Annotated in this window: 22 protein-coding genes and 1 other RNA gene; 8 read left to right on the plus strand and 15 right to left on the minus strand. The window is 66.7% G+C overall.

Translation table 11 applies throughout. The annotated features are described in order from the left end of the window. Positions 1 to 404 precede the first annotated feature (404 nt). On the plus strand, positions 405 to 998 hold the full coding sequence (locus ACSF9G_RS02365; RefSeq protein WP_436637908.1) for a hypothetical protein: 594 nt from the start codon (positions 405 to 407) through the stop codon (positions 996 to 998). A gap of 38 nt (positions 999 to 1036) precedes the next feature. Here the strand turns inward: ACSF9G_RS02365 and rnpB are convergent. The 4 genes from rnpB to ACSF9G_RS02385 all read right to left on the minus strand — a co-directional run bounded on the left by rnpB (position 1037) and on the right by ACSF9G_RS02385 (position 3416). Further along, positions 1037 to 1432: RNase P RNA component class A (gene rnpB / locus ACSF9G_RS02370), an RNA gene on the minus strand. A gap of 114 nt (positions 1433 to 1546) precedes the next feature. Continuing rightward, positions 1547 to 2053 carry a DUF3124 domain-containing protein gene (locus ACSF9G_RS02375; protein WP_436637910.1) on the minus strand — a complete coding sequence of 169 codons (507 nt, stop codon included), beginning with the start codon at positions 2051 to 2053 and terminating at the stop codon, positions 1547 to 1549. A gap of 151 nt (positions 2054 to 2204) precedes the next feature. Continuing rightward, positions 2205 to 2672 (minus strand): Crp/Fnr family transcriptional regulator, encoded by a 468-nt coding sequence (locus tag ACSF9G_RS02380; RefSeq protein ID WP_436637912.1) that lies wholly within the window; start codon positions 2670 to 2672, stop codon positions 2205 to 2207. A 147-nt stretch (positions 2673 to 2819) separates the two neighbouring features. Continuing rightward, positions 2820 to 3416 (minus strand): winged helix DNA-binding protein, encoded by a 597-nt coding sequence (locus tag ACSF9G_RS02385; protein WP_436637914.1) that lies wholly within the window; start codon positions 3414 to 3416, stop codon positions 2820 to 2822. Between the two features lie 118 nt (positions 3417 to 3534). Between ACSF9G_RS02385 and ACSF9G_RS02390 the strand changes: the two genes are divergently transcribed. The 3 genes from ACSF9G_RS02390 (at position 3535) to ACSF9G_RS02400 (ending at position 6358) form a co-directional block, all read left to right on the plus strand. After that, positions 3535 to 4632, plus strand: coding sequence for an LLM class flavin-dependent oxidoreductase (locus ACSF9G_RS02390; protein WP_436637916.1), 1098 nt, complete (start codon positions 3535 to 3537; stop codon positions 4630 to 4632). 101 nt (positions 4633 to 4733) lie between these two features. Beyond that, positions 4734 to 5273 carry a flavin reductase family protein gene (locus ACSF9G_RS02395; RefSeq protein ID WP_436637918.1) on the plus strand — a complete coding sequence of 180 codons (540 nt, stop codon included), beginning with the start codon at positions 4734 to 4736 and terminating at the stop codon, positions 5271 to 5273. Then, positions 5270 to 6358, plus strand: coding sequence for an alkene reductase (locus ACSF9G_RS02400; RefSeq protein WP_436637920.1), 1089 nt, complete (start codon positions 5270 to 5272; stop codon positions 6356 to 6358). The genes ACSF9G_RS02395 and ACSF9G_RS02400 overlap by 4 nt, the downstream gene beginning before the upstream one ends. A gap of 87 nt (positions 6359 to 6445) precedes the next feature. Here ACSF9G_RS02400 and ACSF9G_RS02405 read toward each other — a convergent pair whose 3' ends face one another. The 4 genes from ACSF9G_RS02405 to ACSF9G_RS02420 form a co-directional block, all read right to left on the minus strand. Beyond that, a complete protein-coding gene (locus ACSF9G_RS02405; RefSeq protein WP_436637922.1) occupies positions 6446 to 7156 on the minus strand; it encodes a lytic transglycosylase domain-containing protein in 711 nt (236 codons plus the stop codon). Between the two features lie 354 nt (positions 7157 to 7510). Further along, the gene (locus tag ACSF9G_RS02410) at positions 7511 to 8263 is read right to left on the minus strand and encodes an N-acetylmuramoyl-L-alanine amidase (RefSeq protein WP_436637924.1); all 753 of its coding nucleotides are present in this window, start codon (positions 8261 to 8263) and stop codon (positions 7511 to 7513) included. A gap of 16 nt (positions 8264 to 8279) precedes the next feature. Next, positions 8280 to 9224: a DMT family transporter gene (locus ACSF9G_RS02415; protein WP_436637926.1), complete on the minus strand. Its 945-nt coding sequence runs from the start codon at positions 9222 to 9224 to the stop codon at positions 8280 to 8282. Further along, positions 9221 to 9946 carry a TerB family tellurite resistance protein gene (locus ACSF9G_RS02420; protein ID WP_436637928.1) on the minus strand — a complete coding sequence of 242 codons (726 nt, stop codon included), beginning with the start codon at positions 9944 to 9946 and terminating at the stop codon, positions 9221 to 9223. Before ACSF9G_RS02420 ends, ACSF9G_RS02415 begins: the two co-directional genes overlap by 4 nt. Positions 9947 to 10090: 144 nt before the next feature. On the opposite strand from ACSF9G_RS02420, the gene ACSF9G_RS02425 reads away from it, so the two are divergent. After that, a complete protein-coding gene (locus ACSF9G_RS02425; RefSeq protein ID WP_436637930.1) occupies positions 10091 to 11245 on the plus strand; it encodes a calcium:cation antiporter in 1155 nt (384 codons plus the stop codon). On the opposite strand, the gene ACSF9G_RS02430 is transcribed toward ACSF9G_RS02425, so the two are convergent. Together ACSF9G_RS02430 and ACSF9G_RS02435 are read right to left on the minus strand one after the other, a co-directional pair. Further along, on the minus strand, positions 11242 to 11529 hold the full coding sequence (locus tag ACSF9G_RS02430; RefSeq protein ID WP_436637932.1) for a hypothetical protein: 288 nt from the start codon (positions 11527 to 11529) through the stop codon (positions 11242 to 11244). The genes ACSF9G_RS02425 and ACSF9G_RS02430 overlap by 4 nt on opposite strands. Before the next feature lie 38 nt (positions 11530 to 11567). Further along, positions 11568 to 11798, minus strand: a complete 231-nt coding sequence (locus ACSF9G_RS02435; RefSeq protein ID WP_436637934.1) for a hypothetical protein — start codon at positions 11796 to 11798, stop codon at positions 11568 to 11570. Between ACSF9G_RS02435 and ACSF9G_RS02440 the strand changes: the two genes are divergently transcribed. Together ACSF9G_RS02440 and ACSF9G_RS02445 are read left to right on the plus strand one after the other, a co-directional pair. Beyond that, positions 11797 to 12690 (plus strand): DMT family transporter, encoded by an 894-nt coding sequence (locus tag ACSF9G_RS02440; protein WP_436637936.1) that lies wholly within the window; start codon positions 11797 to 11799, stop codon positions 12688 to 12690. The genes ACSF9G_RS02435 and ACSF9G_RS02440 overlap by 2 nt on opposite strands. Before the next feature lie 144 nt (positions 12691 to 12834). After that, on the plus strand, positions 12835 to 13149 hold the full coding sequence (locus tag ACSF9G_RS02445; RefSeq protein WP_436637937.1) for a bacteriophage holin: 315 nt from the start codon (positions 12835 to 12837) through the stop codon (positions 13147 to 13149). Between the two features lie 129 nt (positions 13150 to 13278). Here ACSF9G_RS02445 and ACSF9G_RS02450 read toward each other — a convergent pair whose 3' ends face one another. Beyond that, positions 13279 to 13914 (minus strand): winged helix DNA-binding protein, encoded by a 636-nt coding sequence (locus ACSF9G_RS02450; RefSeq protein ID WP_436637938.1) that lies wholly within the window; start codon positions 13912 to 13914, stop codon positions 13279 to 13281. Between the two features lie 250 nt (positions 13915 to 14164). On the opposite strand from ACSF9G_RS02450, the gene ACSF9G_RS02455 reads away from it, so the two are divergent. Next, complete coding sequence (locus ACSF9G_RS02455; RefSeq protein ID WP_436637940.1) at positions 14165 to 17935, plus strand: hydantoinase B/oxoprolinase family protein; 3771 nt, start codon at positions 14165 to 14167, stop codon at positions 17933 to 17935. Positions 17936 to 18013: 78 nt separating this feature from the next. Here ACSF9G_RS02455 and ACSF9G_RS02460 read toward each other — a convergent pair whose 3' ends face one another. The 4 genes from ACSF9G_RS02460 to speB form a co-directional block, all read right to left on the minus strand. Further along, on the minus strand, positions 18014 to 18247 hold the full coding sequence (locus tag ACSF9G_RS02460; RefSeq protein WP_436637942.1) for a hypothetical protein: 234 nt from the start codon (positions 18245 to 18247) through the stop codon (positions 18014 to 18016). Between the two features lie 147 nt (positions 18248 to 18394). Then, positions 18395 to 19075 carry an amino acid ABC transporter permease gene (locus ACSF9G_RS02465; RefSeq protein WP_436637944.1) on the minus strand — a complete coding sequence of 227 codons (681 nt, stop codon included), beginning with the start codon at positions 19073 to 19075 and terminating at the stop codon, positions 18395 to 18397. 42 nt (positions 19076 to 19117) lie between these two features. Beyond that, positions 19118 to 19951 (minus strand): transporter substrate-binding domain-containing protein, encoded by an 834-nt coding sequence (locus ACSF9G_RS02470; RefSeq protein ID WP_436637946.1) that lies wholly within the window; start codon positions 19949 to 19951, stop codon positions 19118 to 19120. Positions 19952 to 19996: 45 nt separating this feature from the next. Continuing rightward, complete coding sequence (gene speB, locus ACSF9G_RS02475; protein WP_436637948.1) at positions 19997 to 21013, minus strand: agmatinase; 1017 nt, start codon at positions 21011 to 21013, stop codon at positions 19997 to 19999. Positions 21014 to 21066: the final 53 nt, after the last annotated feature.

Below are 21066 nucleotides of genomic sequence, written 5' to 3' on the forward strand. Positions count from 1 at the left end.
TTTGGGATACCATGGGCAGACATGGGGGTCAATTCACAAACCCGGTTCTAGGGCGATCGAATCGTTAACCTTGCCGGAGTGTTACCGACACGCATTAAGAACCGGTTGATTCAGCCGGATAATTTATTAATCGATTGAATATGAAGGGAATTCTTGGCTAACAGGAACCGGGGAACGACGCGGAAACCGCGCCTCTCACTCCGGCTGTCGTTGTCGGCCCCGTTCCGGCGATCCATGGCCACCGCCCGTGCGACGCGAGCGGCGGCTGGGGATATGGGTGCCCGGAACACGTCCGGGCATTAAAGACGAGCATGTCGCCCGCCCCATACCACTTAAAAAGTGTGCGATGCGGCCAAACGCAATCTATAAGAGAGCGACGTAACCTCTACACATTGGGGACCGCCATGACACTCCGCGAATTTGCACGCTCGATGCGGGAGACAATTCAACAAATCAAGGACCGCGGCCACCCTACCATCGAGGTCGATCATTTGATCGACTATCTGAACAAGATCGAGCGGTCAGACGATGCAGAACCAAGCGCAACCGAATTGAAACGTTATGACGCTGTCCTCCAGCAGCATGTCGAAGACCAGAAGCATGCGAATGCTCAATCTCTGGAGATGTTCAGGTCAGTGATTGTAGCCGGCCAGAACGCGAACCGGAGCATGGTTCTCATCAACGGCGGCGCCTCTGTCGCAATACTTGCCTTCTTAGGTCACCTTGCCCAAATCGGATCCACCGACATACCGAAATTCGCCAACGGTCTAGCATTTTTTGTCGGCGGCACCTTGCTCGCCGGTCTGGTATCCGGCGGCACGTATCTTTCGCAATGGCTCTTCGGACACAATAAGATCCGTACCGGAAATTTGATCAATTGGATCGTTATCATAATGGGTATCGGTGCGTACGTTACCTTCGCGGGCGGAGCCTGGATTACGTACGACGGTTTTATTGTGAACCCGCCTAGCGCAGGCCCGGCCCGATTGAACGATTAGGGTCTGCCCGAAAACGCACCGTCTCCGGAGAAGGGAAATTTGCCAGCTGGCCTGTAAGCCGGGTTCTGTACGACGGACCTGGGCCCGTGTGACGACCATTCATCTGGGACGCCCGTTGCCGGACGCCTCGTGCAACCAACCCGGACGGCGGCGCGGAGAACGCCTGGCCCGTATCCGAAGACACGCGCCGTGCCATCCCTATTCGGTCTTGCTCCCGGTGGGGTTTGCCGTGCCGCTTCCGTTGCCGGCCGCGCGGTGCGCTCTTACCGCACCCTTTCACCCTTACCGCTCGCCCGTCTCCGGGCGGATCAGCGGCGGTCTGCTCTCTGTGGCACTTTCCCTAGGGTCGCCCCCGCCGGGCGTTACCCGGCACCGTTTCTCCATGGAGCCCGGACTTTCCTCCCCCTTGCGGGAGCGGCCGTCCGGCCAGCTGGCAATGGGCAAGATAAGGGGGTTGCGAGGCAAAAGGTCAAGGGCGCGATGACGACAACCGCCGGCCCCCGGCCATAGGCCGTCGGCCATGCGGGCGGGGCGAAACGAATGCCGCCCTAGTCCAGCACCACGCCGCGGCTGGTGAAGGCGAAGGCCTGCGTCCCGCGCGCGCCCACCATGACGGCCTCGAACAGCGGCGGCGTCACCGCCGTCTCGGACGACCACTCGACGACGACGTTGGCGCCGACGTCGCCGCTGAAATCCTGCTGCCGGATCAGGATCTGCGCCGAGCCGAACGGCCCCAGCGTCGTCGGGCCGTCGAGCAGGTCCCGGATCTGCTTGCCGTCGCTGTCGTAGTAGACGGACGACCTGATCGTGATCGGCGCCGCCTGATCGAGATTGCGGAAGCTCAGTGTCACCGCGACGTCGAACCGCTCGGTCGAGACGAAGCCGATCGCCGAATAGACCGGCACGTAGACGGTCTGCCCGGTCGACGTCGCCTCCTGCGCGCTCGCCGTGCCCCCTGTCAGGACTGCGGCGGCGAATGCCGCCAGGAGCAATGACGACACCAGGGACGACACCACGGACGACAGGCGAACAAAAGATCGATTGAACCAGGACATTTCGCCGTTTCTCCGTCGCGCTTCACGCTCGGGCGCACTTTCACCGGAGTCGCCCGCCAGGCGCAAACGATTTGAGGCGGCGCAAACGGTTTGCGGCACCGGGCGGCGCCCCCTATCCGGGTCGCGGCGGGCCTTCCGCCGCCCCTCGCGTTCACAACGTCCGCAAGACGGCGTTGCGATAGGCCTCGTCGATCCGTTTGCGGGCGAGCCGCAGGCAAACCATGTCCTCGTCGAGGGATTTGAGGCGCGACTCCGCCCGGCGCAGGAGCCTGATCGACAGCATCGGAAATTCGTTGAGCAAGGCGACGAACGTCGCCCGATCGATCTCCGCGATCACGCAGGGCGTTAGCGTGCGCACGCTCGCCGTCCCCGGCACGCCGTGAAGCGCCGCGAATTCGCCGAAGCAGGAGACCGCTTCGAGGCGCCGCAGAGAGATGATCTCGCCCGAGCCGTCGCGCCGATGCACGTCGACCTCGCCTTCCGCCAGCACAAACACCCCGTGCAATGCCCCGCACTCCGCGTCGATCACCAACGTGTCGGCCTCGACGCGGTCCCAGCGGCACACGGCATCAAGACGCGCAGCCACGTCGCGCGGAAAGTCGTGAAAAGGATCGATCATCTCAAAGGTCCGGGTTATCAGGTCACCGCCGCGGATGGCTGTCACCAGCGGGTCGGTTCAAGGGGCCACGCTCCGGAGTCCTCGCCGAAGCCGATGACAGTTTTATGACCTTTATGACGCGAAACCGTGGCGAACGTCGCTACGGAGTCAGGTCGCCCAGCCGTCGCGCGGCCGCCGGTGCGTGGCCGCGACGCGCGAGACCTCCTCGTAGATGCCGGTGAGCAGGTTCAGGGTCCGCGTCGCATCCGCCAGCCGATCCGCGAAACCGGGCACGCTCTCGATCGCGGCGATCAGCAGCGCCCGGCGGATCTCGGCGAACGTCTCGGTCACCTCGTGGCCGAGCGGCGTCACCGAATAGCTGACCCCGGTGCGCGCCGTGCCGGATCGCTCGACGAGGCCGGCGGCGATCAGCTTGCGCAGGCTGTACTGGATATTGGGGATGTCGTCGCGGTTCATCAGCCGCGCCAGCTCCTTCACGCTCTTCGGCCGGTCGTTCATGCGGATGACATGCAGAAGCGCGTTTTCTGGGCCGCTCGCGGCGAAATCGATGCAGCCGGCCAGGCACTCCGACTGCCAGCGCCCGAAGGACTCGAAGGTCCGCATCACCGCGAACTCGAGCTCGGTCATATCCACCTCGGCCGGCGTCTCGGCGAGATGCCAGCGCCGGTCGAAGCCCGCCTGCTCGGCCGCGGCCTGCTTGCCCGTCATCTCGCGTTTGCCTGAGGTCTCGCGCTTGCGCGCCATGGTCTGCCGCCTCCCCTGATCGTGTCGCAAGACGATAGCGATCGGGACGCTTGTCACCAAATCGATTTTTAAATAGACTTTTTATTTGAAAATTAAACTGAATAAATCGAGGAAACCCATGTCGACCAGAACCAATCCGATGTTCGCCGAGAAACGCTTCAAGCTCGGCACCTTTTCCTCCAACTGCTCGAGCGGCATGAGCGTCACCAAGGTGCCGGAGCGCTGGGACAATTCTTTCGACAACAACATCAAGCTCGCCAAGCTGCTCGACGACGCCGGCATCGACTTCATGCTGCCGATCGCCCGCTGGATCGGCTATGGCGGCGAGACCGATTTCCACGGCAGCGTGCTCGAGACCATGACCTGGGCCGCCGGCCTGCTCGCCAAGACCGAGAACATCGCCGTCTTCGCCACCATCCACACCGCCGCCAACAATCCCGTCGTCGTCGCCAAGCAGATCGCCACCATCGACCAGCTCAGCCACGGCCGCGCCGGCCTGAACATCGTCGCCGGCTGGAACAAGCCGGAATACGACGCCCTCGGCCTCACCCTGCCCGACGACCACGAGACCCGTTACGGCTATGCCCAGGAATGGTTCGACATCGTCCAGAAGCTGTGGACCTCGACCGAGCGCTTCGACTGGAACGGCGACTACTTCAAGCTCAAGGGCGTCAAGGGCGATCCCCGCCCGGTCGACGGCCGCCCGCCGATCATCAACGCCGCCGGCTCGCCGCAGGGCCGCGACTTCGCCACCGAGAACGCCAACTTCCTGTTCACGCCGGCGATCGATCTCGACCGCTCGAAGGAGGAGATCGGCGAACTCAAGACCCAGGCGGACGCAAAAGGGCGCGAGGTCGACGTGCTGACCTTCTCGCACGTCGTCTGCCGCCCGACCGAGGAAGAAGCGAAGACCTACGCCGAATACTTCGCCCGCGAGAACGCCGACTGGGATGCCGTCGACAACCTGGTGAACCTCCAGTTCGCCCACGCCCACTCCTTCCCGCACGATCTGCTGGCGCTGATCCGCGACCGCATGGCGATGGGCCACGGCGGCTTCCCGCTGATCGGCACGCCGGAGCAGGTCGCCAACGGCATCCTGCAGCTCGTCGACGCGGGCTTCGGCGGCACCACCCTGTCCTTCGTCGACTATGTCGAGGAGTTCCCCTACTTCCGCGACACGGTCCTGCCGATCCTGAAGGAAAAGGGCATCCGCTGACGCCCGCGAACCGGGGCGGCCGGATATCCCGCCGCCCCGCCCGTTCCAAGACGCCAGCCTGTTCTGAAACGCCAGCCTGTTCCGAAACGACGGAGGTGCCCATGCATGCCGTCCTGCCCCGCGCGGCGGATCTGTCCGATCCGCTCGCCGAGGATTTCCGCCTTGCCATGCGCCGGCTCGCCGGCCATGTCGCGATCGTCGCGGCCGGCGCCGGCGACACGCTCACCGGCATGACGGTGACCTCGGTCGCCTCGCTGTCGGTCACGCCGCCGGCCGTCACCGTCTCGGTCGCCAAGACCGCCTCGCTGCACGCTCTGCTTGGCGAGGGCAGCCATTTCGGCGTCAGCGGCCTGACACACAGCCATCGCGACCTTGCCGACCGCTTCGCCGGACGGCACGGGCTGAGCGGGCCCCAGCGCTTCGCCGCCGGCAACTGGCGCGGTCTCGACGGGGGCGCGCCGACGCTGGCCGACGCGGCCTTCGCGCTACGATGCACCATCGAACGGATCGTCGACTGGCACACCCATTCGATCGTCGTCGGCCGGGTCGACGGCGTTGCCGTGGGCCCCGGCGACGGGGCCGACTGCGGCGGGCTCGTCTACCGCAATGGCAGCTACGCCGTGACCGATATCCTCGCATGAGCGACGATCCCCGCCCCCTGTTCGAGCCGGTGGCGTTCGGCGACCTGACCCTGCCGAACCGCGTCGTCATGGCGCCGATGACCCGCAATCGCGCCGGGCCCGGCAACGCGCCCGGCCCGCTGACGGCGACCTACTACGCCCAGCGCGCCTCGGCCGGCCTCATCGTCACCGAGGCGACGCAGGTGAGCCCGCACGGCCAGAGCTATCCGGCGACGCCCGGCCTGCACGCGCAAGACCAGATCGAGGGCTGGCGCGCCGTGGTCGACGCGGTGCATGCGGCCGGCGGCCGGATCGTCGCGCAGCTCTGCCATGGCGGGCGCATCTCCCACCCCGCCTTCCAGCCGGGCGGCGCCCGCCCGGTCGCCCCGTCGGCCATCGCGCCGGCCGGACACATCTACGGGCCGGACTGGAGCAAGCGCGCCTACGAGGTTCCGGTGGCGCTCGACCGCCTCGGCATCGAGGCGATCGTGCGCGACTTCGCCACCGCCGCCGCGAACGCGCGCGCGGCCGGCTTCGACGGCATCGAGATCCACGCCGGCAACGGCTATCTGGTCGACCAGTTCCTGCGCGACGGTTCGAACCGCCGCGACGACGCCTATGGCGGCCCGCCGGAGCGGCGCGCGCGGTTCCTGGCCGAGGTGGTGGAGGCCGTCGCGGACCGTGTCGGCGGGGCCCGCCTGGGCGTCCGCTTCTCGCCCTGGAACGGCTACAACGACATGGCCGACAGCGCGCCCGAGCGGCTATTCCCGATCGCCGGCAAGTCGGTCGCGCCGTTCGGCCTCGCCTATGTCCACGTGGTCGAGCCGGTCGGCACGGCCACGTCGATCGCCCGCAGGATCGCCGATGCGGCGGCAACGAAGCTGATCGTCAACGGCGGCTACGACGCGGCGACGGCGGCCTGTGCCGTCGGATCGGGGGACGCGGACGCGGTGGCCTTCGCCAAGCCCTTCATCGCCAATCCCGACCTGGCCGCGCGCATCGCCGCCGGCCGGCCGTTTGCCGAGGCCGACAAGGCGACGATCTACGGCGGCGGCGCCAGGGGCTACACCGACTATCCCGACTATCCCGGCGACGACGGCGCATAGCACCGGACGCAGCAAGACAAATGAAAAACGGGGCCCAAAGGCCCCGTTCCGGTCGTCACCATCGGTGAAACGACGTGGCCGCGGGCGTCAGGCCCACTTGCCGGCCATGTGGCGCTTCACCTTGGCGCAATAGCCGACCGCGACCCGCGACATGCGCTTGGCGTAGTGGCCGCCCTGGTAGCGCATGATCGTGCCGCAGGTGTCGCCGCCGGCCCGCTTGTAGGCGCCGGCCAGGTACTTCATGCCCCAGCGCAGATTGGTCTCGGGATCGTAGAGCGCCTTGGTGGAGCCTGAGAAGCCCATGCCGCGCGCGGTCTGCGGCTTGATCTGCATCAGGCCGACCTCGCCGGCACGGCCGCGTGCGCCCGGCCTGTAGTTGGACTCCACCCGCACGACCGCCAGTGCCAGCGCCACGGGCACGCCGTTGGCCTTAGCATGCTTCGCGATCTGCGCGTGATAGGGACGCGCCGACGTGGCCGCGGCCGCTTTCGCTTCCGGCTCCGTCTTGCCGGCGGACGGCGAGCCGGCCCCGACCGGCGTCGACGCCGCGTCGGCACGGCCATAGCGCGCGCCGGCCGCATTCGTCGACAGCCGGAAGGTCTTCGTTCCGGTCGAACCGGTGAAGCCCATAGCGGTGGTTTTCTTCGTCGTCGTGCCCGCGACCTTGCCGGCACGAATCTCGGTGGCATCGTCGTACCCGGCGAACGACTCGGCGCTGGCGAGACCCGGGGCCATGCCCACGCTCACCGCGATGCCAAGTCCGGCCAGTCCGCTTGCCAAACGGATATATTTTGTCATGCGTGTAATCCCCGCACTTGTTTCAATGTTCAACGCCCCAGCGCCGCAGACGCCGCTAAAGGGCGAATACGGCAAGAACCGGCGTCAAATACGGCAATTACGGGGAGTTTTTACGATCTTACACTTATTTACATTAATGACCAAAAGGCTGATCACGGATTATTACAAAAGGTTACATGAAGCGAGTCTACCCGAAAGGGCGTAACCAAATCGAAGGGTATACAAGAAAAAACTGCTTAACATGAATCGGGAGGCCAATGAATTGCTTACGGCTACTTAATCGATTCGGCAACAATATAGCGCTATTTCTACGCGGAAACCAAAGGCGCCAACAGGTTCAAACGCCGCTGCGGATCACCCCGTCGGCAGCGCGGCACGCAATCTGGCCAGCGTCTCGCGCGTCGAGGGATCGGCAACGCCGTCGACCAGGGCCGGCCGGAAATGGCGCTGGAACGCCGCCACGACGGTTTCCGTCTCGCCGTCATAGGCCTCCCCCGGTGCGAGCCCGTAGCCATAGGCCGACAGGTTGTGCCGCAGCGCCGCGACGGCATCCCCCGCATCCCCCGGCCCGAGCGATGGCCCAAGCGCCGGCCCGGATGTCACGGGCGCCGGCTCGACCCAGTGGCCGATGCCGGCTGCATGCAGGCGCCGCCAGGGAAAGCGCTCGCCGGGATCGGTCTTGCGATCCGGCGCCACGTCGGAATGGCCGAGCACGCGGTACGCCGGGATCGGGTGGCGCGACAGGATGTCGGCGCACAGCGCGATCACCGCGGCGATCTGGACGTCGGGAAAGTCGCGGTAGCCGAACTCGTGCCCCGGATTGACGATCTCGATGCCGACTGAGCGGGCGTTGATGTCGCGCGCGCCCGCCCAGCACGCCACGCCGGCATGCCAGGCCCGCCGCGCCTCGGGCACCAGGCGCACGATCCGCCCGTCCTCGTCGACCACCCAATGGCAGCTCACCTTCGCGGTGCGGTCGCACAGCCGCTCCAGCGCCGCCTCGGCCGTCCGCATCCCGGTGTAGTGCAGCAGCAGGATATCGACCCGCCCCCCCGCCGGGCGGGCGTCATGGTTGGGGCTCTCGCGGGTTTCGAACGCCACGGTCATCGCCGGATCCTACGGCTCACAGGCCCCGCTCGGCCAGCTCCGGGGCGCGTCGCCCGCGGCCCTCGCGCACGGTGATGATCAGCACACCCGCGAGCGTCATCGCGCCGCCGAGCACCATCCGCCAGGTGATGACGTCGCCGAGGAAGTAGGCGCCGCCCGCCGCGCCGAGGATCGGGGCGAGCAGCATGAACGGCGCCGTCAGCCCCACCTCGTGCCGCTGCATGATCCAGTAGTAGGCGGCATGGCCGATCAGGCTGGTGCCGAACACCACCCAAGCGAGGCCGGCGATCACGCCCCAGCCGAAATCGACGGTCGTGACAATGCCGAGCGGCGCGCCTTCGAGGATGAACGAGGCGGCCATCAGCGGCGGCCAGGCGAACAGCGCGATCCAGGCCTGCATCGAATAGACCGGCACCCCGCGCACGCGCCGCATGAAGATCGTGCCGACCGCCATCATGAAGGCGGCGAAGATGACCATCATCAGCGCGTCGCCATACTGGAACACGGCCGGGTCGAGCCCGACGACGAGCACGCCGGCGAACGAGATGGCGAGCGCCGCGATGCGCCAGACGCCCAGCCGCTCGTGCAGGACCAGGACGGACAGCAGCGTCGCGAACGGCGCGCCGAGCTGGACGGCGATCGCGACCGGGGCGACGTCGGCGGCCATCGCCAGCCCCTGGATCATGAACCCGAAGTTCAGCGACCCGGTGAACAGCGAGATCAGCAGGACATTCAGCATCTGGCCCTTGTGCCAGCGCAGGAACCGGATCAGCAGGATCGAGACGATCAGGAAGCGCAGCCCCATGAACAGCAGCGGCGGGATCTCGGCCACCGCGATCTTGCTGATGACGAAGCTGCCGCCCCACGCGATCTGCATCGCCAGCAGCACGATAATGTCGACCATCGACAGGCCGGGGGCGGGCGCGGCGACGCTGTCGCGATGCCCCGTTTCGGCCGTCACCGGCCGCGCTCCCGCTGGATCGCCTCGTAGGCGCCGTTGATCTTGGCCAGCTTGTCGGTGGCTATCCTGACGAATTCCTCGGGCAGGCCGCGCGAGATCGCCCGGTCGGGATGGTGCTCGGCGACGAGCTTGCGATAGGCGGCCTTCACTTCCGCGTCGCTGGCGGAGCGCTCGAGGCCGAGGACGACATAGGGGTCCTCGCCGTCCGGGCGGATGTGGCGGGCGCTGATGCGGGCGAAGTCGGCCTCGCTGAAGCCGAAGATCGCCGCGACGTTCTGGAGATACTCCAGCTCGCGCTCGTGCACCGCCCCGTCCGCCGTGGCGACGTGGAACAGGCCGTCGACCACGTCCTCCAGAATGTCGGGCTGGTTGGCGAACAGGCCGGCGAGCTGGCGGGCATAGGCCTGGTAGCCGTCCACCGAGCGGTTCGCCAGGTCGAAGACGCGGGCGACGTTGCCGGCCTCATCCTCCGGCACGTCGAAGACCTGCCGGAAGGCGCGCACCTCTTCCTCGGTGACCACGCCGTCGGCCTTGGCCATCTTGGCGGCGAGCGCGATGACGCCGATCGTGAAGGCGAGCTGCGCCTGCTGCGGCGACGGCGCCGACCGGCCGCGGTCGAACATCATGTGCCCGGCGACCGCCCCGATCAGCGCGCCAAGGGGACCCCCGAGCGCCAGCCCCGCGGCCGCACCGCCGATTTTCCCCCATATGCTCATGGCCATGACTTTAAGGCAGTCGTCACGCCGAAGCGATGCCCGGTTTCGGGCAACTCGGTCTTGAGCCCCGCGCGCAACGCATGCCATACCGGGCGGGCTCCCGCCGGGGGAAGATCATGGATACGAGCAAACCGAAGGGATGCGAACCGTATGCCGGGTACGCTGAGAAAGGAAATCCAGCTCGTCGTCGGCTGGGCATCGGTCGTTCTGGTCCTGATGTTCGGCAGCACCATGATGGCGCAGGAGGCGTTGGCGGTCCGGGTCGGCCTCTTCGTCTGGCTGTTCGGCGTGATCATGTGGGGCGCGTTCACCGTCGTCCGCCACGCCGAGGAACTAGCCCACAGGGTCGGTGAGCCCTATGGCACGCTGGTGCTGACCATGTCGGTCACCATCATCGAGGTCTCGTTCATCGTCGTGGTGATGCTGTCGAGCGACGCGGATTCGACGCTGGCCCGCGACACGATCTTCGCCGTCGTCATGATCACCCTGAACGGCATCGCCGGCCTGTGCATCCTGCTCGGCGGCCTGCGCCACAACGAGCAAACCTACAACCTCAATGGCGCCCGCGCGTTTCTCTCGGTCATCATGCCTTTGTCGGTGATCGTCCTGATCCTGCCCAACTTCACGACCTCGACCAGCGGGCCGACGCTCTCGACCGTGCAGGCGATCATTTTCGGCACCCTGACGCTGCTGCTCTATGGCATCTTCCTGGCGATCCAGACCATACGACACACCAGTTTCTTCACCGATCAGCCCGCCACGACCTCACCTCCCCAGGCGGTCGCCGACTCCGAAACCGTGGACGAACCGGCCTTCGTGCCGGAGGTCGAGGAACAGGCCCACGGAGACCGGACCTCGGCGCTCTATCACGCCGTCCTGTTGCTCGCCGCGCTGCTGCCCGTTGTCTTCCTGACCGAGGAACTGGCCCACCTCGTCGAGGACGGCATCGCCGCCGCCGGCCTGCCGGCCGCCGTCGCGGGCGTGCTCGTCGCCATCCTGGTGCTGTCGCCGGAAGCCATGGGCGCCTTGCGCTCCGCCGTCTCCAACCAGCTGCAGCGCGCGGTCAACATCGCGCTCGGCTCGGCGCTGGCGACCATCGGCCTCACGGTGCCGGCGGTCCTCCTGATCGGCACCCTGTCGGACCGGCACATCGTGTTCGGCCTGCCGGCGGAAGAGATGGTGTTGCTGACGCTGACGCTGGTCGTCGCCTCGCTCACCTTCAACGGCCCGCGCACCAACATCCTGCAGGGCGCCGTTCACCTTGTGATGTTCGTCGTCTACGCGGTGCTGCTGTTCAATCCCTAAGCGGGTTCGCCCCGAATGGGTTCGCCCCCAACCGGCTCACTTTGAGCGGGTTTGCAATAGGCAGGTTCTTGCGCCGCGTCCTCGCCGGTGTCCGTCGAGTCGATGAGCTGCTTCAGCCGCTGGATCTCCACGCTCTGTTCGGCGGCGATCTCCACGTACTGGCGCAGCCAGTCGGCCAGTGTCCGGCATGTTCTGATCAACTCGGCACGGTCGCGCCGTGCGACCGATTCGGAATCGACCAACGCCGAGACTGTGGACAATACGGCCCTGTGCTGACTTTCCATTCGTTCCGCTCCACGGTCCAGCCCCGAGAAGCCACAAATCAATAATACGGCCGGACGGAAATAAATTCGACGGCAAAGTGTTTCGAGGCGAAAATCGCTTCTAAATCAATCCCGATCGCCGCCGGCTTCGGTGCAGGATCGCCCCCCGAGACGCGGGGAATCAGAATTATTGATTCGCCAAAACGGCGTTTCGACGCTGTGATACTCCCTCTCGCAACGGACCCGTCCAGGTTCGGACCAGCCACGCAGTTCGCGGAGCGACCGGTCATGCCGATCTCCAGGGCATTGCTGGGCTATGCCCTCGGTTTTATCGGCGTCATCATCTTCGGCGCGACCCTGCCGGTGACGCGGCTGGCGGTCGAATCGCTCGACCCCTGGTTCGTCACCACCGCCCGGGCCATGTTCGCCGGCCTGCTCGCCGCGGCCATCCTGCTCGTGCTGCGCCGGCGATTTCCCGGCCGTCATCTGGCCGCCCTTTTGACCATCGCCGTCTTCGTCGTGTTCGGCTTTCCGCTGACGATGGCGCTCGCCATGCAACTGGTTCCCGCGGCGCATGGCGGCGTCGTACTTGGCATCCTGCCGCTGGCGACCGCCGCCTCCGCGACCCTGATCGCCGGCGAACGCCCCTCCCCCGCCTTCTGGATGTGGAGCACGATCGGCGCGGCGATCGTCGTCGTCTTCGCCCTGCGCGACGGCGGCCTGGCGCTCCAGGGCGGCGACCTGCTGCTGCTCGCCGCCACCGTCTGCGCCGCCATCGGCTACACCGTGTCCGCGCGCCTCGCCCGCATCATGCCGGGCTGGGAAGTGATCTCCTGGGTCGTCGTGCTGTCGTTGCCGGTCACGATCGTCGCGACCTGGTGGCTGTGGCCCGCGGATACCGCGGCCGTGCCGATCGACGCCTGGATCGCCCTCGGCTATCTCGCCGCCTTCAGCCAGTTCCTCGGCTTCTTCGCCTGGAATGTCGGGCTGGCGATCGGCGGCATCTCCCGGGTCGGCCAGGTGCAGCTGCTGCAGACCTTCGTAACCCTGATCATCGCCGCGCTCCTGCTCGGCGAGCACATCGACCTCGCCACGATCCTGTTCGCCGTGGCCGTCGTCGTGGTGGTTGCCCTGGGAGGGCACGCGAGGATCGGCACGCGCAACGAAGCCGGCGCGACCTGAGGGCCCGGTGCCGGGCCAAGCATGCCTTGCCTGGCATGCCGGGCATGCCGGTCCAGGCATACTGTCACACCCCCTTTAATTTCGGATGCGGCGACCTACGTCTCCTGCGTGTCCCACCGCAACAACAGGAGCGGGGATACTGCCATGAAAAACTCGCATCCCCTGGCCCTCGGCATAGCGATAGGCGTGCTGTGGGCCATCTATGTCTTCGTGGTCGGCATTACGGCGATATACGGCTGGGGCGATGTCCTGGTCGGGGTTCTGGCCTCGCTTTACATCGGCTACGGCCCGTCGCTCGCAGGCGCGATCATCGGGGCGATCTGGGCGTTCGTCGACGGCTTCATCGCCGGCATCGTCATCGCCTGGGTGTACAACTTCGTGGCTTCCGGACGCTTTGCCCCCGAGGGTCACGGACCCGAGGGTCACGGGACCGCCACGTCGCATCCCTCCGGCGCCTGAGAGCGCCTGAGGCCCCGCCGCAGGTCGGCACCGCCGAAACCGCGGCACTGCGCCGTCGCCCCTCCCGCCGCGGCGGCGCCATTCTTTGCCTGAATCCTGTATTCTTTGCCTGGCCCCTGTCCGCGCGTCCTATAGCGACGCCGCCGAACGGGCCGCCTGATCGTAGTGGCCCGACAAGACGCGCAGGAGCGCGGCGTTGTCGCTCAGGAGATCGGGCGCGAAGCCGACCCCCTTCACCGCCCGCACCAGCAGCGCCTCGCGGACCTCGTGATAGCGCTGCACCGCGCCCTCGCCCTTGGCGGTGATCTCGACGGTCTTCTCCTTACCGGCCCGTCCGCTTTTGACGAGCCCCTGCGCCTCGAGCTTGCGCACCGCGTAGGTGACGAGGTGGGTGTCCTCGACATTGAGCACCAGGCAGATGTCGGCGAGCTTCTTCGACCGGGCGCGATGGGCGACCGAATGCAGCACCATCACGTCGAGTGCCGACAGCCCGCTGATGCCGGCCGCCTCGATGCAACGCACCATCCACCGATGGAAGGCATGGGACGCGAGAATGAGGCCGAATTCGAACTCCGACAGACTCGCCATGCCCCCGGCGGCCAGATGCGCCGAGGAGACGATCGGTCCGGGTTCCCAGGTGGATGTCTGCTCGGCTTCCTGGCCGGATTTCGGGCCTGATTTCGTTGGCGATTTGGGCGGGGACTTCGGAGCCGGCTCCCGAGCGGCCGCCTGCTTCACCGTTCTCGACTTGCCGCGACCGGCCATGACCATTCCCTCGGAGCGTGGATTTCATCGACAATTTATCGACAAATCGTTGACGTTGGCAAGGGGCGGAGGGTATTGAATTGGAAAGGGAGCCGATGTCCGATCCCTGTCATGCCCGCGCAGGCGGGCATCCAGTATCCGCCCGGCAAAGCGATCCGCGTCAGATCGCCACCGGCACGGGATACCGGATCATCCGCCTTCGCGGATGATGACGCCGGGGGAACGAGGACGAGGAAGAGGACCAGACACCATGTCGGGCAAGTGGGATTTCTGGATCGACCGCGGCGGCACCTTCACCGATATCGTCGCCCGCGCCCCGGATGGCGCGATCGTCGCCCACAAGCTTCTGTCTGAAAATCCGGAGGCCTATCGCGACGCCGCGATCCAGGGCATCCGCGACCTGCTGGCCGTCGACGCGGGCGCCCCGATCCCGTCCGATCGGATCAACGCGGTGAAGATGGGAACGACGGTCGCGACCAATGCGCTGCTCGAGCGCAAGGGCGATCGCACGGCACTGGTCATCACCCGGGGCTTCCGCGACGCGCTGGAGATCGGCTACCAGGCCCGGCCCCGGCTGTTCGACCGGCACATCGTCAAACCTGAACTGCTTTATGAAGCCGTCGTGGAACTGGACGAGCGGATTTCCGTCAACGGGGACAAGCTCTTGCCGCTCGACCTTGAATCGGCCCGGCAGGCACTTGAATCGGTTTATCAGGACGGAATCCGCGCCTGCGCCATCGTGCTGATGCACGGCTACCGCTACCACGAGCACGAGCGGCAGGTGGCCGCGCTGGCCCGCGAGATCGGCTTCACCCAGGTGTCGGTGTCGCACGAGGTCTCGCCGCTGATGAAGCTCGTCGGCCGCGGCGACACCACCGTCGTCGACGCCTATCTCTCGCCGATCCTGCGCCGGTATGTGAACCAGGTGGCGGGAGAGCTGTCCGGGGCCGACGGCGCTGCGACCGCGCCCTTCGAGACGCACCCTGCGGGCGCTCCCCGGGACGAGGTCGAAGCCGGGACCTCCACCCCTCATCCTGAGGAGGCGCGAAGCGCCGTCTCGAAGGATGGCCACCCACACGCCCCGCGACTGATGTTCATGCAGTCGCATGGCGGCCTCACCGCCGCCGACCTGTTCCAGGGCAAGGACGCGATCCTGTCGGGCCCCGCCGGTGGCGTGGTCGGCGCCGTCGAGACGAGCCGCATGGCCGGCTTCGACCGGATCATCGGCTTCGACATGGGCGGCACCTCGACGGACGTCTCGCACTATGACGGCGCGTTCGAGCGCACCTTCGAGACCGAGGTGGCGGGCGTGCGGATGCGCGCGCCGATGATGCGCATCCATACGGTGGCCGCCGGCGGCGGCTCGATCCTCCACTACGACGGATCGCGCTTCCGCGTCGGCCCGGATTCGGCCGGCGCCAATCCCGGCCCGGCGTGCTACCGGCGCGGCGGCCCGCTGGCGGTGACCGACGCCAACGTCATGCTCGGAAAGATCAGCCCGGACTTCTTTCCGGCGATCTTCGGCCCCGGCCGCGACCGGCCGCTCGACGTCGAGGCGGTGCGCGCGGCCTTCGCCGAGCTTGCCGCCAAGATCGGCGACGGCCGCTCGCCCGAGGAGGTGGCCGAGGGCTTCCTGCGCATCGCCGTCGAGAACATGGCGAACGCCATCAAGAAGATCTCGGTCGAGCGCGGCTACGACGTCACCGAATACGCCCTGACCTGCTTCGGCGGCGCCGGCGGCCAGCACGCCTGCCTGATCGCCGACACGCTCGGCATGAAGACGGTGCTGATCCATCCCCTCGCCGGCATCCTGTCGGCCTACGGCATGGGGCTCGCCGACATCCGCGCCAACCGCCAGCAGGCGATCGAACGGCCGCTCGGCGACGAGGCCATGGCCGAGGTGCGCGCCGTCGCCGGCCGGCTGACACTGGAGAACGTCGCGGAACTGGAGTCCCAGGGCATCCCCGAGCCCGAAACCAGGACCTTCGCCCGCGCCCATCTGCGCTATGCCGGCACCGATACGCCGCTCGTCGTCGATCTCGATTTACCGGCCGCGATGACCGCCGCCTTCGAGGCCGCCCACCGCCAGCAGTTCGGCTTCGTGACGCCACAGAAGGCGATCATGGTCGAGGCGGTGGAAGTGGAGACCGCCGGCGGCGGCGCCCGTCGCGACGAACCCGACCATCCAACGACCGAGACGACGCCCGAGACGACGCCCGAGCCGATCGCCGGGACCCGCCTGTTTTCGCACGGTGACTGGCACGACGCCCCCGTCTACCGGCGCGAAACCTTGCAGCCCGGCCAGACCGTCGACGGCCCGGCCCTGATCGTCGAGGCCCACAACACCACCGTCCTCGAGCCCGGCTGGCAGGCCGAGATCACGCCGAAGCTGCATCTGGTCATGCGCCGCGTCGTCGCCCTGCCCCGGCGCGTCGCCATCGGCACCGACGCCGATCCGGTGATGCTCGAGGTGTTCAACAACCTGTTCATGTCGATCGCCGAGCAGATGGGCGTGACGCTGGAGAAGACCGCCTATTCGGTCAACATCAAGGAACGCCTGGACTTTTCCTGCGCGGTCTTCGCCGCGGACGGCTCGCTGATCGCCAACGCGCCGCACATGCCGGTGCACCTGGGCTCGATGGATCGCTCGGTGATGGCGGTGATCGAGCAGAACCCCGACATCGCGCCCGGCGACGTCTTCGTGCTCAACGCGCCCTACAACGGCGGCACGCACCTGCCCGACATCACGGTTGTCACGCCCGTGTTCGATGTCGGGGAGACCTCTCCCTCGTCATCCCGGACGGCCGAACGTGGGGGAGGCGAGATCCTCTTCTGGATCGCCTCGCGCGGCCATCATGCCGATGTCGGCGGCAAGGCGCCCGGCTCGATGACGCCGCGCGCCACCTCGATCGAGGAGGAAGGCGTCGTCATCGACAACTTCAAGCTGGTCGACCGCGGCACCTTCCGGGAAGACGCGCTGCGCGCGCTTCTGACCTCCGGTCCGTGGCCCTGCCGCAACCCGGACCAGAACGTCGCCGACCTGCGCGCCCAGATCGCCGCCAACGAGAAGGGCGTCGCCGAGCTTCGGAAGATGGTCGCCCATTTCGGCCTCGACGTGGTGCACGCCTACATGCAGCACGTGCAGGACAATGCCGAGGAAAGCGTGCGCCGGGTGATCGACGCCCTGCACGACTGCGAATTCGCATACGAGATGGACCAGGGCACGATGATCAGGGTCGCGATTACCGTCGACAAGGCGAAGCGCGAGGCGACCGTCGACTTCACCGGCACCTCGCCGCAGCAGCCGACCAATTTCAACGCGCCGCACCCGGTGACGCGCGCCGCGGTGCTCTATGTCTTCCGCTGCATGGTCGACGACGAGATCCCGATGAACGCGGGTTGCCTGAAGCCGATCAACATCGTCATCCCCGACGATTGCATGCTGGCGCCGAAGTTTCCCGCCGCCGTCGTCGCCGGCAATGTCGAGGTGAGCCAGGCCGTCACCGACACGCTGTTCGGCGCGCTCGGGGCGCAGGCGGCCGCGCAGGGGACAATGAACAACTTCAACTTCGGCAACGCGACGTACCAGTACTACGAGACGATCTGCGGCGGCTCAGGCGCCGGCCCCGGCTTCGACGGCACCTCGGCCGTCCACACCCACATGACCAACACCCGCCTCACCGACCCGGAGATCCTCGAGTTCCGCTATCCGGTGATCCTGGAGGATTTCCACGTCCGCCGCGGCTCGGGCGGCCGGGGCAAGTGGACCGGCGGCGACGGCACCCTGCGCACGATCCGCTTCCTGGAGACGATGGACGTCTCGCTGCTGACCGGTCACCGCCGGGTTCCGCCCTTCGGCCTGGAAGGCGGCGCGCCCGGCGAGTGCGGCGAGAACCTGGTGCGCCGCCTCGACGGCACGCTGGAGACGCTGGAAGGCTGCGACCAGACCGTCTGCGAGGCCGGCGAGGCGATCGTCATCAAGACGCCGAGCGGCGGTGGTTATGGCAAACCGACGGATTGAGCGTGCCAGACGACGATGCTGTGGCGCGGCGCTGCGGTACAGCCTCGTGGCCTTCGCAGCCCCGAGAACCCAGGCGTCCTAGCGCCGCGGGAACAGGCTGCTCGCGGTCATCAAGACGAGGGTGATCAGGACCATGAACGCCGCGGCGATGGCCGGGATGATGATGCCCGGATAGCCGAACACAACGCCTGCGAAGATCCACAGCATGATCATGTTGAGCATGAACCAGACGCGCGACTCGTCCGTGCCCTGCACGGCGTCGCGGAGCATCCAGCCCAAAAGCGGAATCGCGTAGATCATTCGAAGCAGCATCGCGTCGTAGCCTTCCTCTTGCACTGTCGCGACGGGATGGCCTCGTTGCGGACCGTTGACTTGGGTCCCGTCGCGTTGCCGTACATAGATAGGCACGCGCCGCGTCAGGGAACGCGGCAGAAGGTCACGGCAGCGGCTATAACCGGGCTACCGGCCGATCCAGGACATCCGACGCTCGTAGAAGGCCTGCACCACCATGAGCAGCAGCACCATGGCGACGTAGTAGATCAGCGCGGCGAGGTAGAACTCGGCGTACTTGTAGGTGAAGGCGACCGCCTGCTGCGTCACGGTCATCAGCTCGCGCAGCGAGATCACCGAAGCGATCGACGTCGCCTTCAGCAGCGTGATGAACTCGTTGACGGTCGGCGGCAGGGCGACACGCATCGCCTGGGGAACCTGGATCAGGAAGAAGATCTGCAGCCGGTTGAAGCCGAGCGCCTTGCCGGCGTCGACCTGGCCGTGGTGGACGGCGCCGAGCGCGGCGCGGTTGATCTCCACCTGATAGGCCGCCTCGGTGAGCGCGAGCCCGATCAACGCCGCCAGGAACGGCGTGAACCACTGTTCGCGGAAGATGGGGCTTAGCTGCGGAAGCCCGTTCCAGATGATCAGCAGCAGCAGCAGGATCGGCACGGCGCGGAACAGGGTCACGTAGACCTTGGTCGCGGCCTTGAGCGTCCTGTTCGTGCCGCGCAGCGCGATCGCCATCGGCAGGGACAGCGCGATGGCGACCGCGTGGGCCAGGACCGTGAGGGCGAGCGCGATAGCCGCCCCCTTGAAAAGCGAGGCCGAGAAAAGCGCCGAGACGAAGGCGGACCAGTCGAAAGCCATTTCGTTTCGCTCCCGGCGCTTCGGCTCGCCCGGCCTGACCGGTTACTGGCCGATCCCGTCCAGCGCGTCGGCGGGAATCCGCCACGTCTCCGCGATCGCCTTCAGACGGCCCGAAGATACAAGCTCGGCCACCGCCGCCTCAACGGCCGCCTGATCGCTCGCCGGCTCCTTGCGGAAATAGGCCGCGTACTGCTCCTTGTTGGGATCGGAGAAGATGACCTTCAGTTCGCCCGGCTTCTGCAGGTCGCGGAAGGCGAACTCGGAGTCAAGCGTGATGCCGCCCGTTACGCGTCCGAGCAACACCTGCTGGACCACGTCGGTGCCCTTCGGATAGGCCTGCACGTCGATCTCCGCCTTGCCGGCCGTTTTCAGCGCCGCGTTCACGTCGGCGACGATCTTCTCGTAGATCGAGCCGGACTGGTAGGACAGTGTCTTGCCGCTGAAGTCCTCGTAGCTGGAGAACGCGCCGTCCGCGTCCGACCGGCCGACGACCACGCTGCCGGTCTTCAGATACGGCACGCCGTTGAAGCTCTCCAGCCGTTCCGGCTTCAGCGTAGCACCACTGATCATCATGTCGCAGCGCTTGGCATCGAGCGCCGGCAGCAGGCCGGAGAAATCCAGGGTGACGATCTGCGGCTCCACCTTCCACGTCTCGGCGAGCGCGGTGATCACGTCGACGTCGAAGCCGACCGGCTGATTGGCGTCGGCGTTTTCCATGTACTCCATCGGCGGAAACGTCGGATCGAGACATACGAGCAGTTTTCCGCCCGAGACGAAGCTCGGCGCCGTCTCTGCCCCCGCCCCTGCAGGCGCCGCCGTGGCGAGCGCGGACAGTGCCACAAGTCCGATGAGGATATTCAGTCCATTCCTGCGCATATTACCAACCTCTGGATCGTTGTTATGGATGCGGTTTGGAAACGGTCAGGTCCACTCCTCCGGAAGGTCGGAGCGGAACGTGGAAGGGGCCGGCGCCTCGCGGTACTCGACGCCGGGCAGGACGCACAGCATCTCGAACAGGAGGTTGGCCGCGATCAGCGCCGTATTGCCGGAGGTGTCGTACATCGGCGCGACCTCTACGAGATCGCACCCGACGATGTCGAGACCGCGCAGACCGCGAATGATCTCAAGCGCTTGGATGAGACTGAGCCCGCCCGGTTCGACCGCGCCGGTACCGGGCCCGAACGCGGGGTCGAGGCTGTCGATGTCGAAGGACAGGTAGACCGGCTTGCCGGCGAGCCGCTTGCGGATCTCCTCCATCAGCGGCTCCAGCGAGCGGTGCCAGCAGCGCTCCGCGGGAACCACCCAGAAGCCCTGTTTGCGCGCCCAGTCGAGGTCGTCGGCGTGATAGCCGCTGCCGCGCAGGCCGATCTGCACCACGCTGCGGTTGTCGAAAAGCCCCTCTTCGGTGGCGCGGCGGAACTGCGAGCCGTGCGATATGCGCTCGCCGAACATCAGATCGTTCATGTCGGCGTGGGCATCCACATGGACGAACGCGACCGGCCCGTAGCGCTTAGCCATCGCCCTGAGGATCGGCAGCGACAGCGTATGGTCGCCGCCCATCGCCAGCGGTCGGCAGCCGGCCTGGACGATGCCGTCGAAATGCGCCTCGATATTCCCGACCGCGCGTTCGAGGCTGTAGGGGTTGGTCGCGACGTCACCGAGGTCCGCGACCGACAGGGAATCGAAGGGTGCCGCCCGTGTGGCCAGATTATAGGGGCGAACCATCACGCTCTCGTTGCGGATCTGCCGCGGTCCGAACCGGGTTCCGGACCGGTTCGACGTACCGATATCGAGCGGCACGCCGACGAAGCCGGCGTCGAGGCCCGACGGATCGGGGATCAGCGGCAGACGCATCATCGTGGTGACGCCGCAGAACCGCGGCATGTCGTTGCCGCTCAGAGGCTGATGATGCTGCTTGGTAGTGGTGGCTTCGCCCATGCGTTTCTCCTTATGCGGAAAGACTGATGAGACGGCTGTGCTCTATCCATAGC

This window comes from Microbaculum mangrovi (assembly GCF_051390635.1).
Lineage (GTDB): Bacteria > Pseudomonadota > Alphaproteobacteria > Rhizobiales > Tepidamorphaceae > Microbaculum.

Excerpts from the sequence above, each read along its gene's own strand:
- ACSF9G_RS02460 (WP_436637942.1), bottom strand. The coding sequence starts at position 18,247 with ATGCTGCTTCGAATGATCTACGCGATTCCGCTTTTGGGCTGGATGCTC.
- ACSF9G_RS02375 (WP_436637910.1), bottom strand. The coding sequence starts at position 2,053 with ATGTCCTGGTTCAATCGATCTTTTGTTCGCCTGTCGTCCGTGGTGTCG.
- ACSF9G_RS02445 (WP_436637937.1), top strand. The coding sequence starts at position 12,835 with ATGAAAAACTCGCATCCCCTGGCCCTCGGCATAGCGATAGGCGTGCTG.
- ACSF9G_RS02450 (WP_436637938.1), bottom strand. The coding sequence starts at position 13,914 with ATGGCCGGTCGCGGCAAGTCGAGAACGGTGAAGCAGGCGGCCGCTCGG.
- ACSF9G_RS02405 (WP_436637922.1), bottom strand. The coding sequence starts at position 7,156 with ATGACAAAATATATCCGTTTGGCAAGCGGACTGGCCGGACTTGGCATC.
- ACSF9G_RS02430 (WP_436637932.1), bottom strand. The coding sequence starts at position 11,529 with ATGGAAAGTCAGCACAGGGCCGTATTGTCCACAGTCTCGGCGTTGGTC.
- ACSF9G_RS02470 (WP_436637946.1), bottom strand. The coding sequence starts at position 19,951 with ATGCGCAGGAATGGACTGAATATCCTCATCGGACTTGTGGCACTGTCC.
- speB (WP_436637948.1), bottom strand. The coding sequence starts at position 21,013 with ATGGGCGAAGCCACCACTACCAAGCAGCATCATCAGCCTCTGAGCGGC.
- ACSF9G_RS02395 (WP_436637918.1), top strand. The coding sequence starts at position 4,734 with ATGCATGCCGTCCTGCCCCGCGCGGCGGATCTGTCCGATCCGCTCGCC.
- ACSF9G_RS02435 (WP_436637934.1), bottom strand. The coding sequence starts at position 11,798 with ATGACCGGTCGCTCCGCGAACTGCGTGGCTGGTCCGAACCTGGACGGG.
- ACSF9G_RS02400 (WP_436637920.1), top strand. The coding sequence starts at position 5,270 with ATGAGCGACGATCCCCGCCCCCTGTTCGAGCCGGTGGCGTTCGGCGAC.
- ACSF9G_RS02420 (WP_436637928.1), bottom strand. The coding sequence starts at position 9,946 with ATGGCCATGAGCATATGGGGGAAAATCGGCGGTGCGGCCGCGGGGCTG.
- ACSF9G_RS02380 (WP_436637912.1), bottom strand. The coding sequence starts at position 2,672 with ATGATCGATCCTTTTCACGACTTTCCGCGCGACGTGGCTGCGCGTCTT.
- ACSF9G_RS02440 (WP_436637936.1), top strand. The coding sequence starts at position 11,797 with ATGCCGATCTCCAGGGCATTGCTGGGCTATGCCCTCGGTTTTATCGGC.
- ACSF9G_RS02390 (WP_436637916.1), top strand. The coding sequence starts at position 3,535 with ATGTCGACCAGAACCAATCCGATGTTCGCCGAGAAACGCTTCAAGCTC.
- ACSF9G_RS02365 (WP_436637908.1), top strand. The coding sequence starts at position 405 with ATGACACTCCGCGAATTTGCACGCTCGATGCGGGAGACAATTCAACAA.
- ACSF9G_RS02425 (WP_436637930.1), top strand. The coding sequence starts at position 10,091 with ATGCCGGGTACGCTGAGAAAGGAAATCCAGCTCGTCGTCGGCTGGGCA.
- ACSF9G_RS02385 (WP_436637914.1), bottom strand. The coding sequence starts at position 3,416 with ATGGCGCGCAAGCGCGAGACCTCAGGCAAACGCGAGATGACGGGCAAG.
- ACSF9G_RS02455 (WP_436637940.1), top strand. The coding sequence starts at position 14,165 with ATGTCGGGCAAGTGGGATTTCTGGATCGACCGCGGCGGCACCTTCACC.
- ACSF9G_RS02410 (WP_436637924.1), bottom strand. The coding sequence starts at position 8,263 with ATGACCGTGGCGTTCGAAACCCGCGAGAGCCCCAACCATGACGCCCGC.
- ACSF9G_RS02465 (WP_436637944.1), bottom strand. The coding sequence starts at position 19,075 with ATGGCTTTCGACTGGTCCGCCTTCGTCTCGGCGCTTTTCTCGGCCTCG.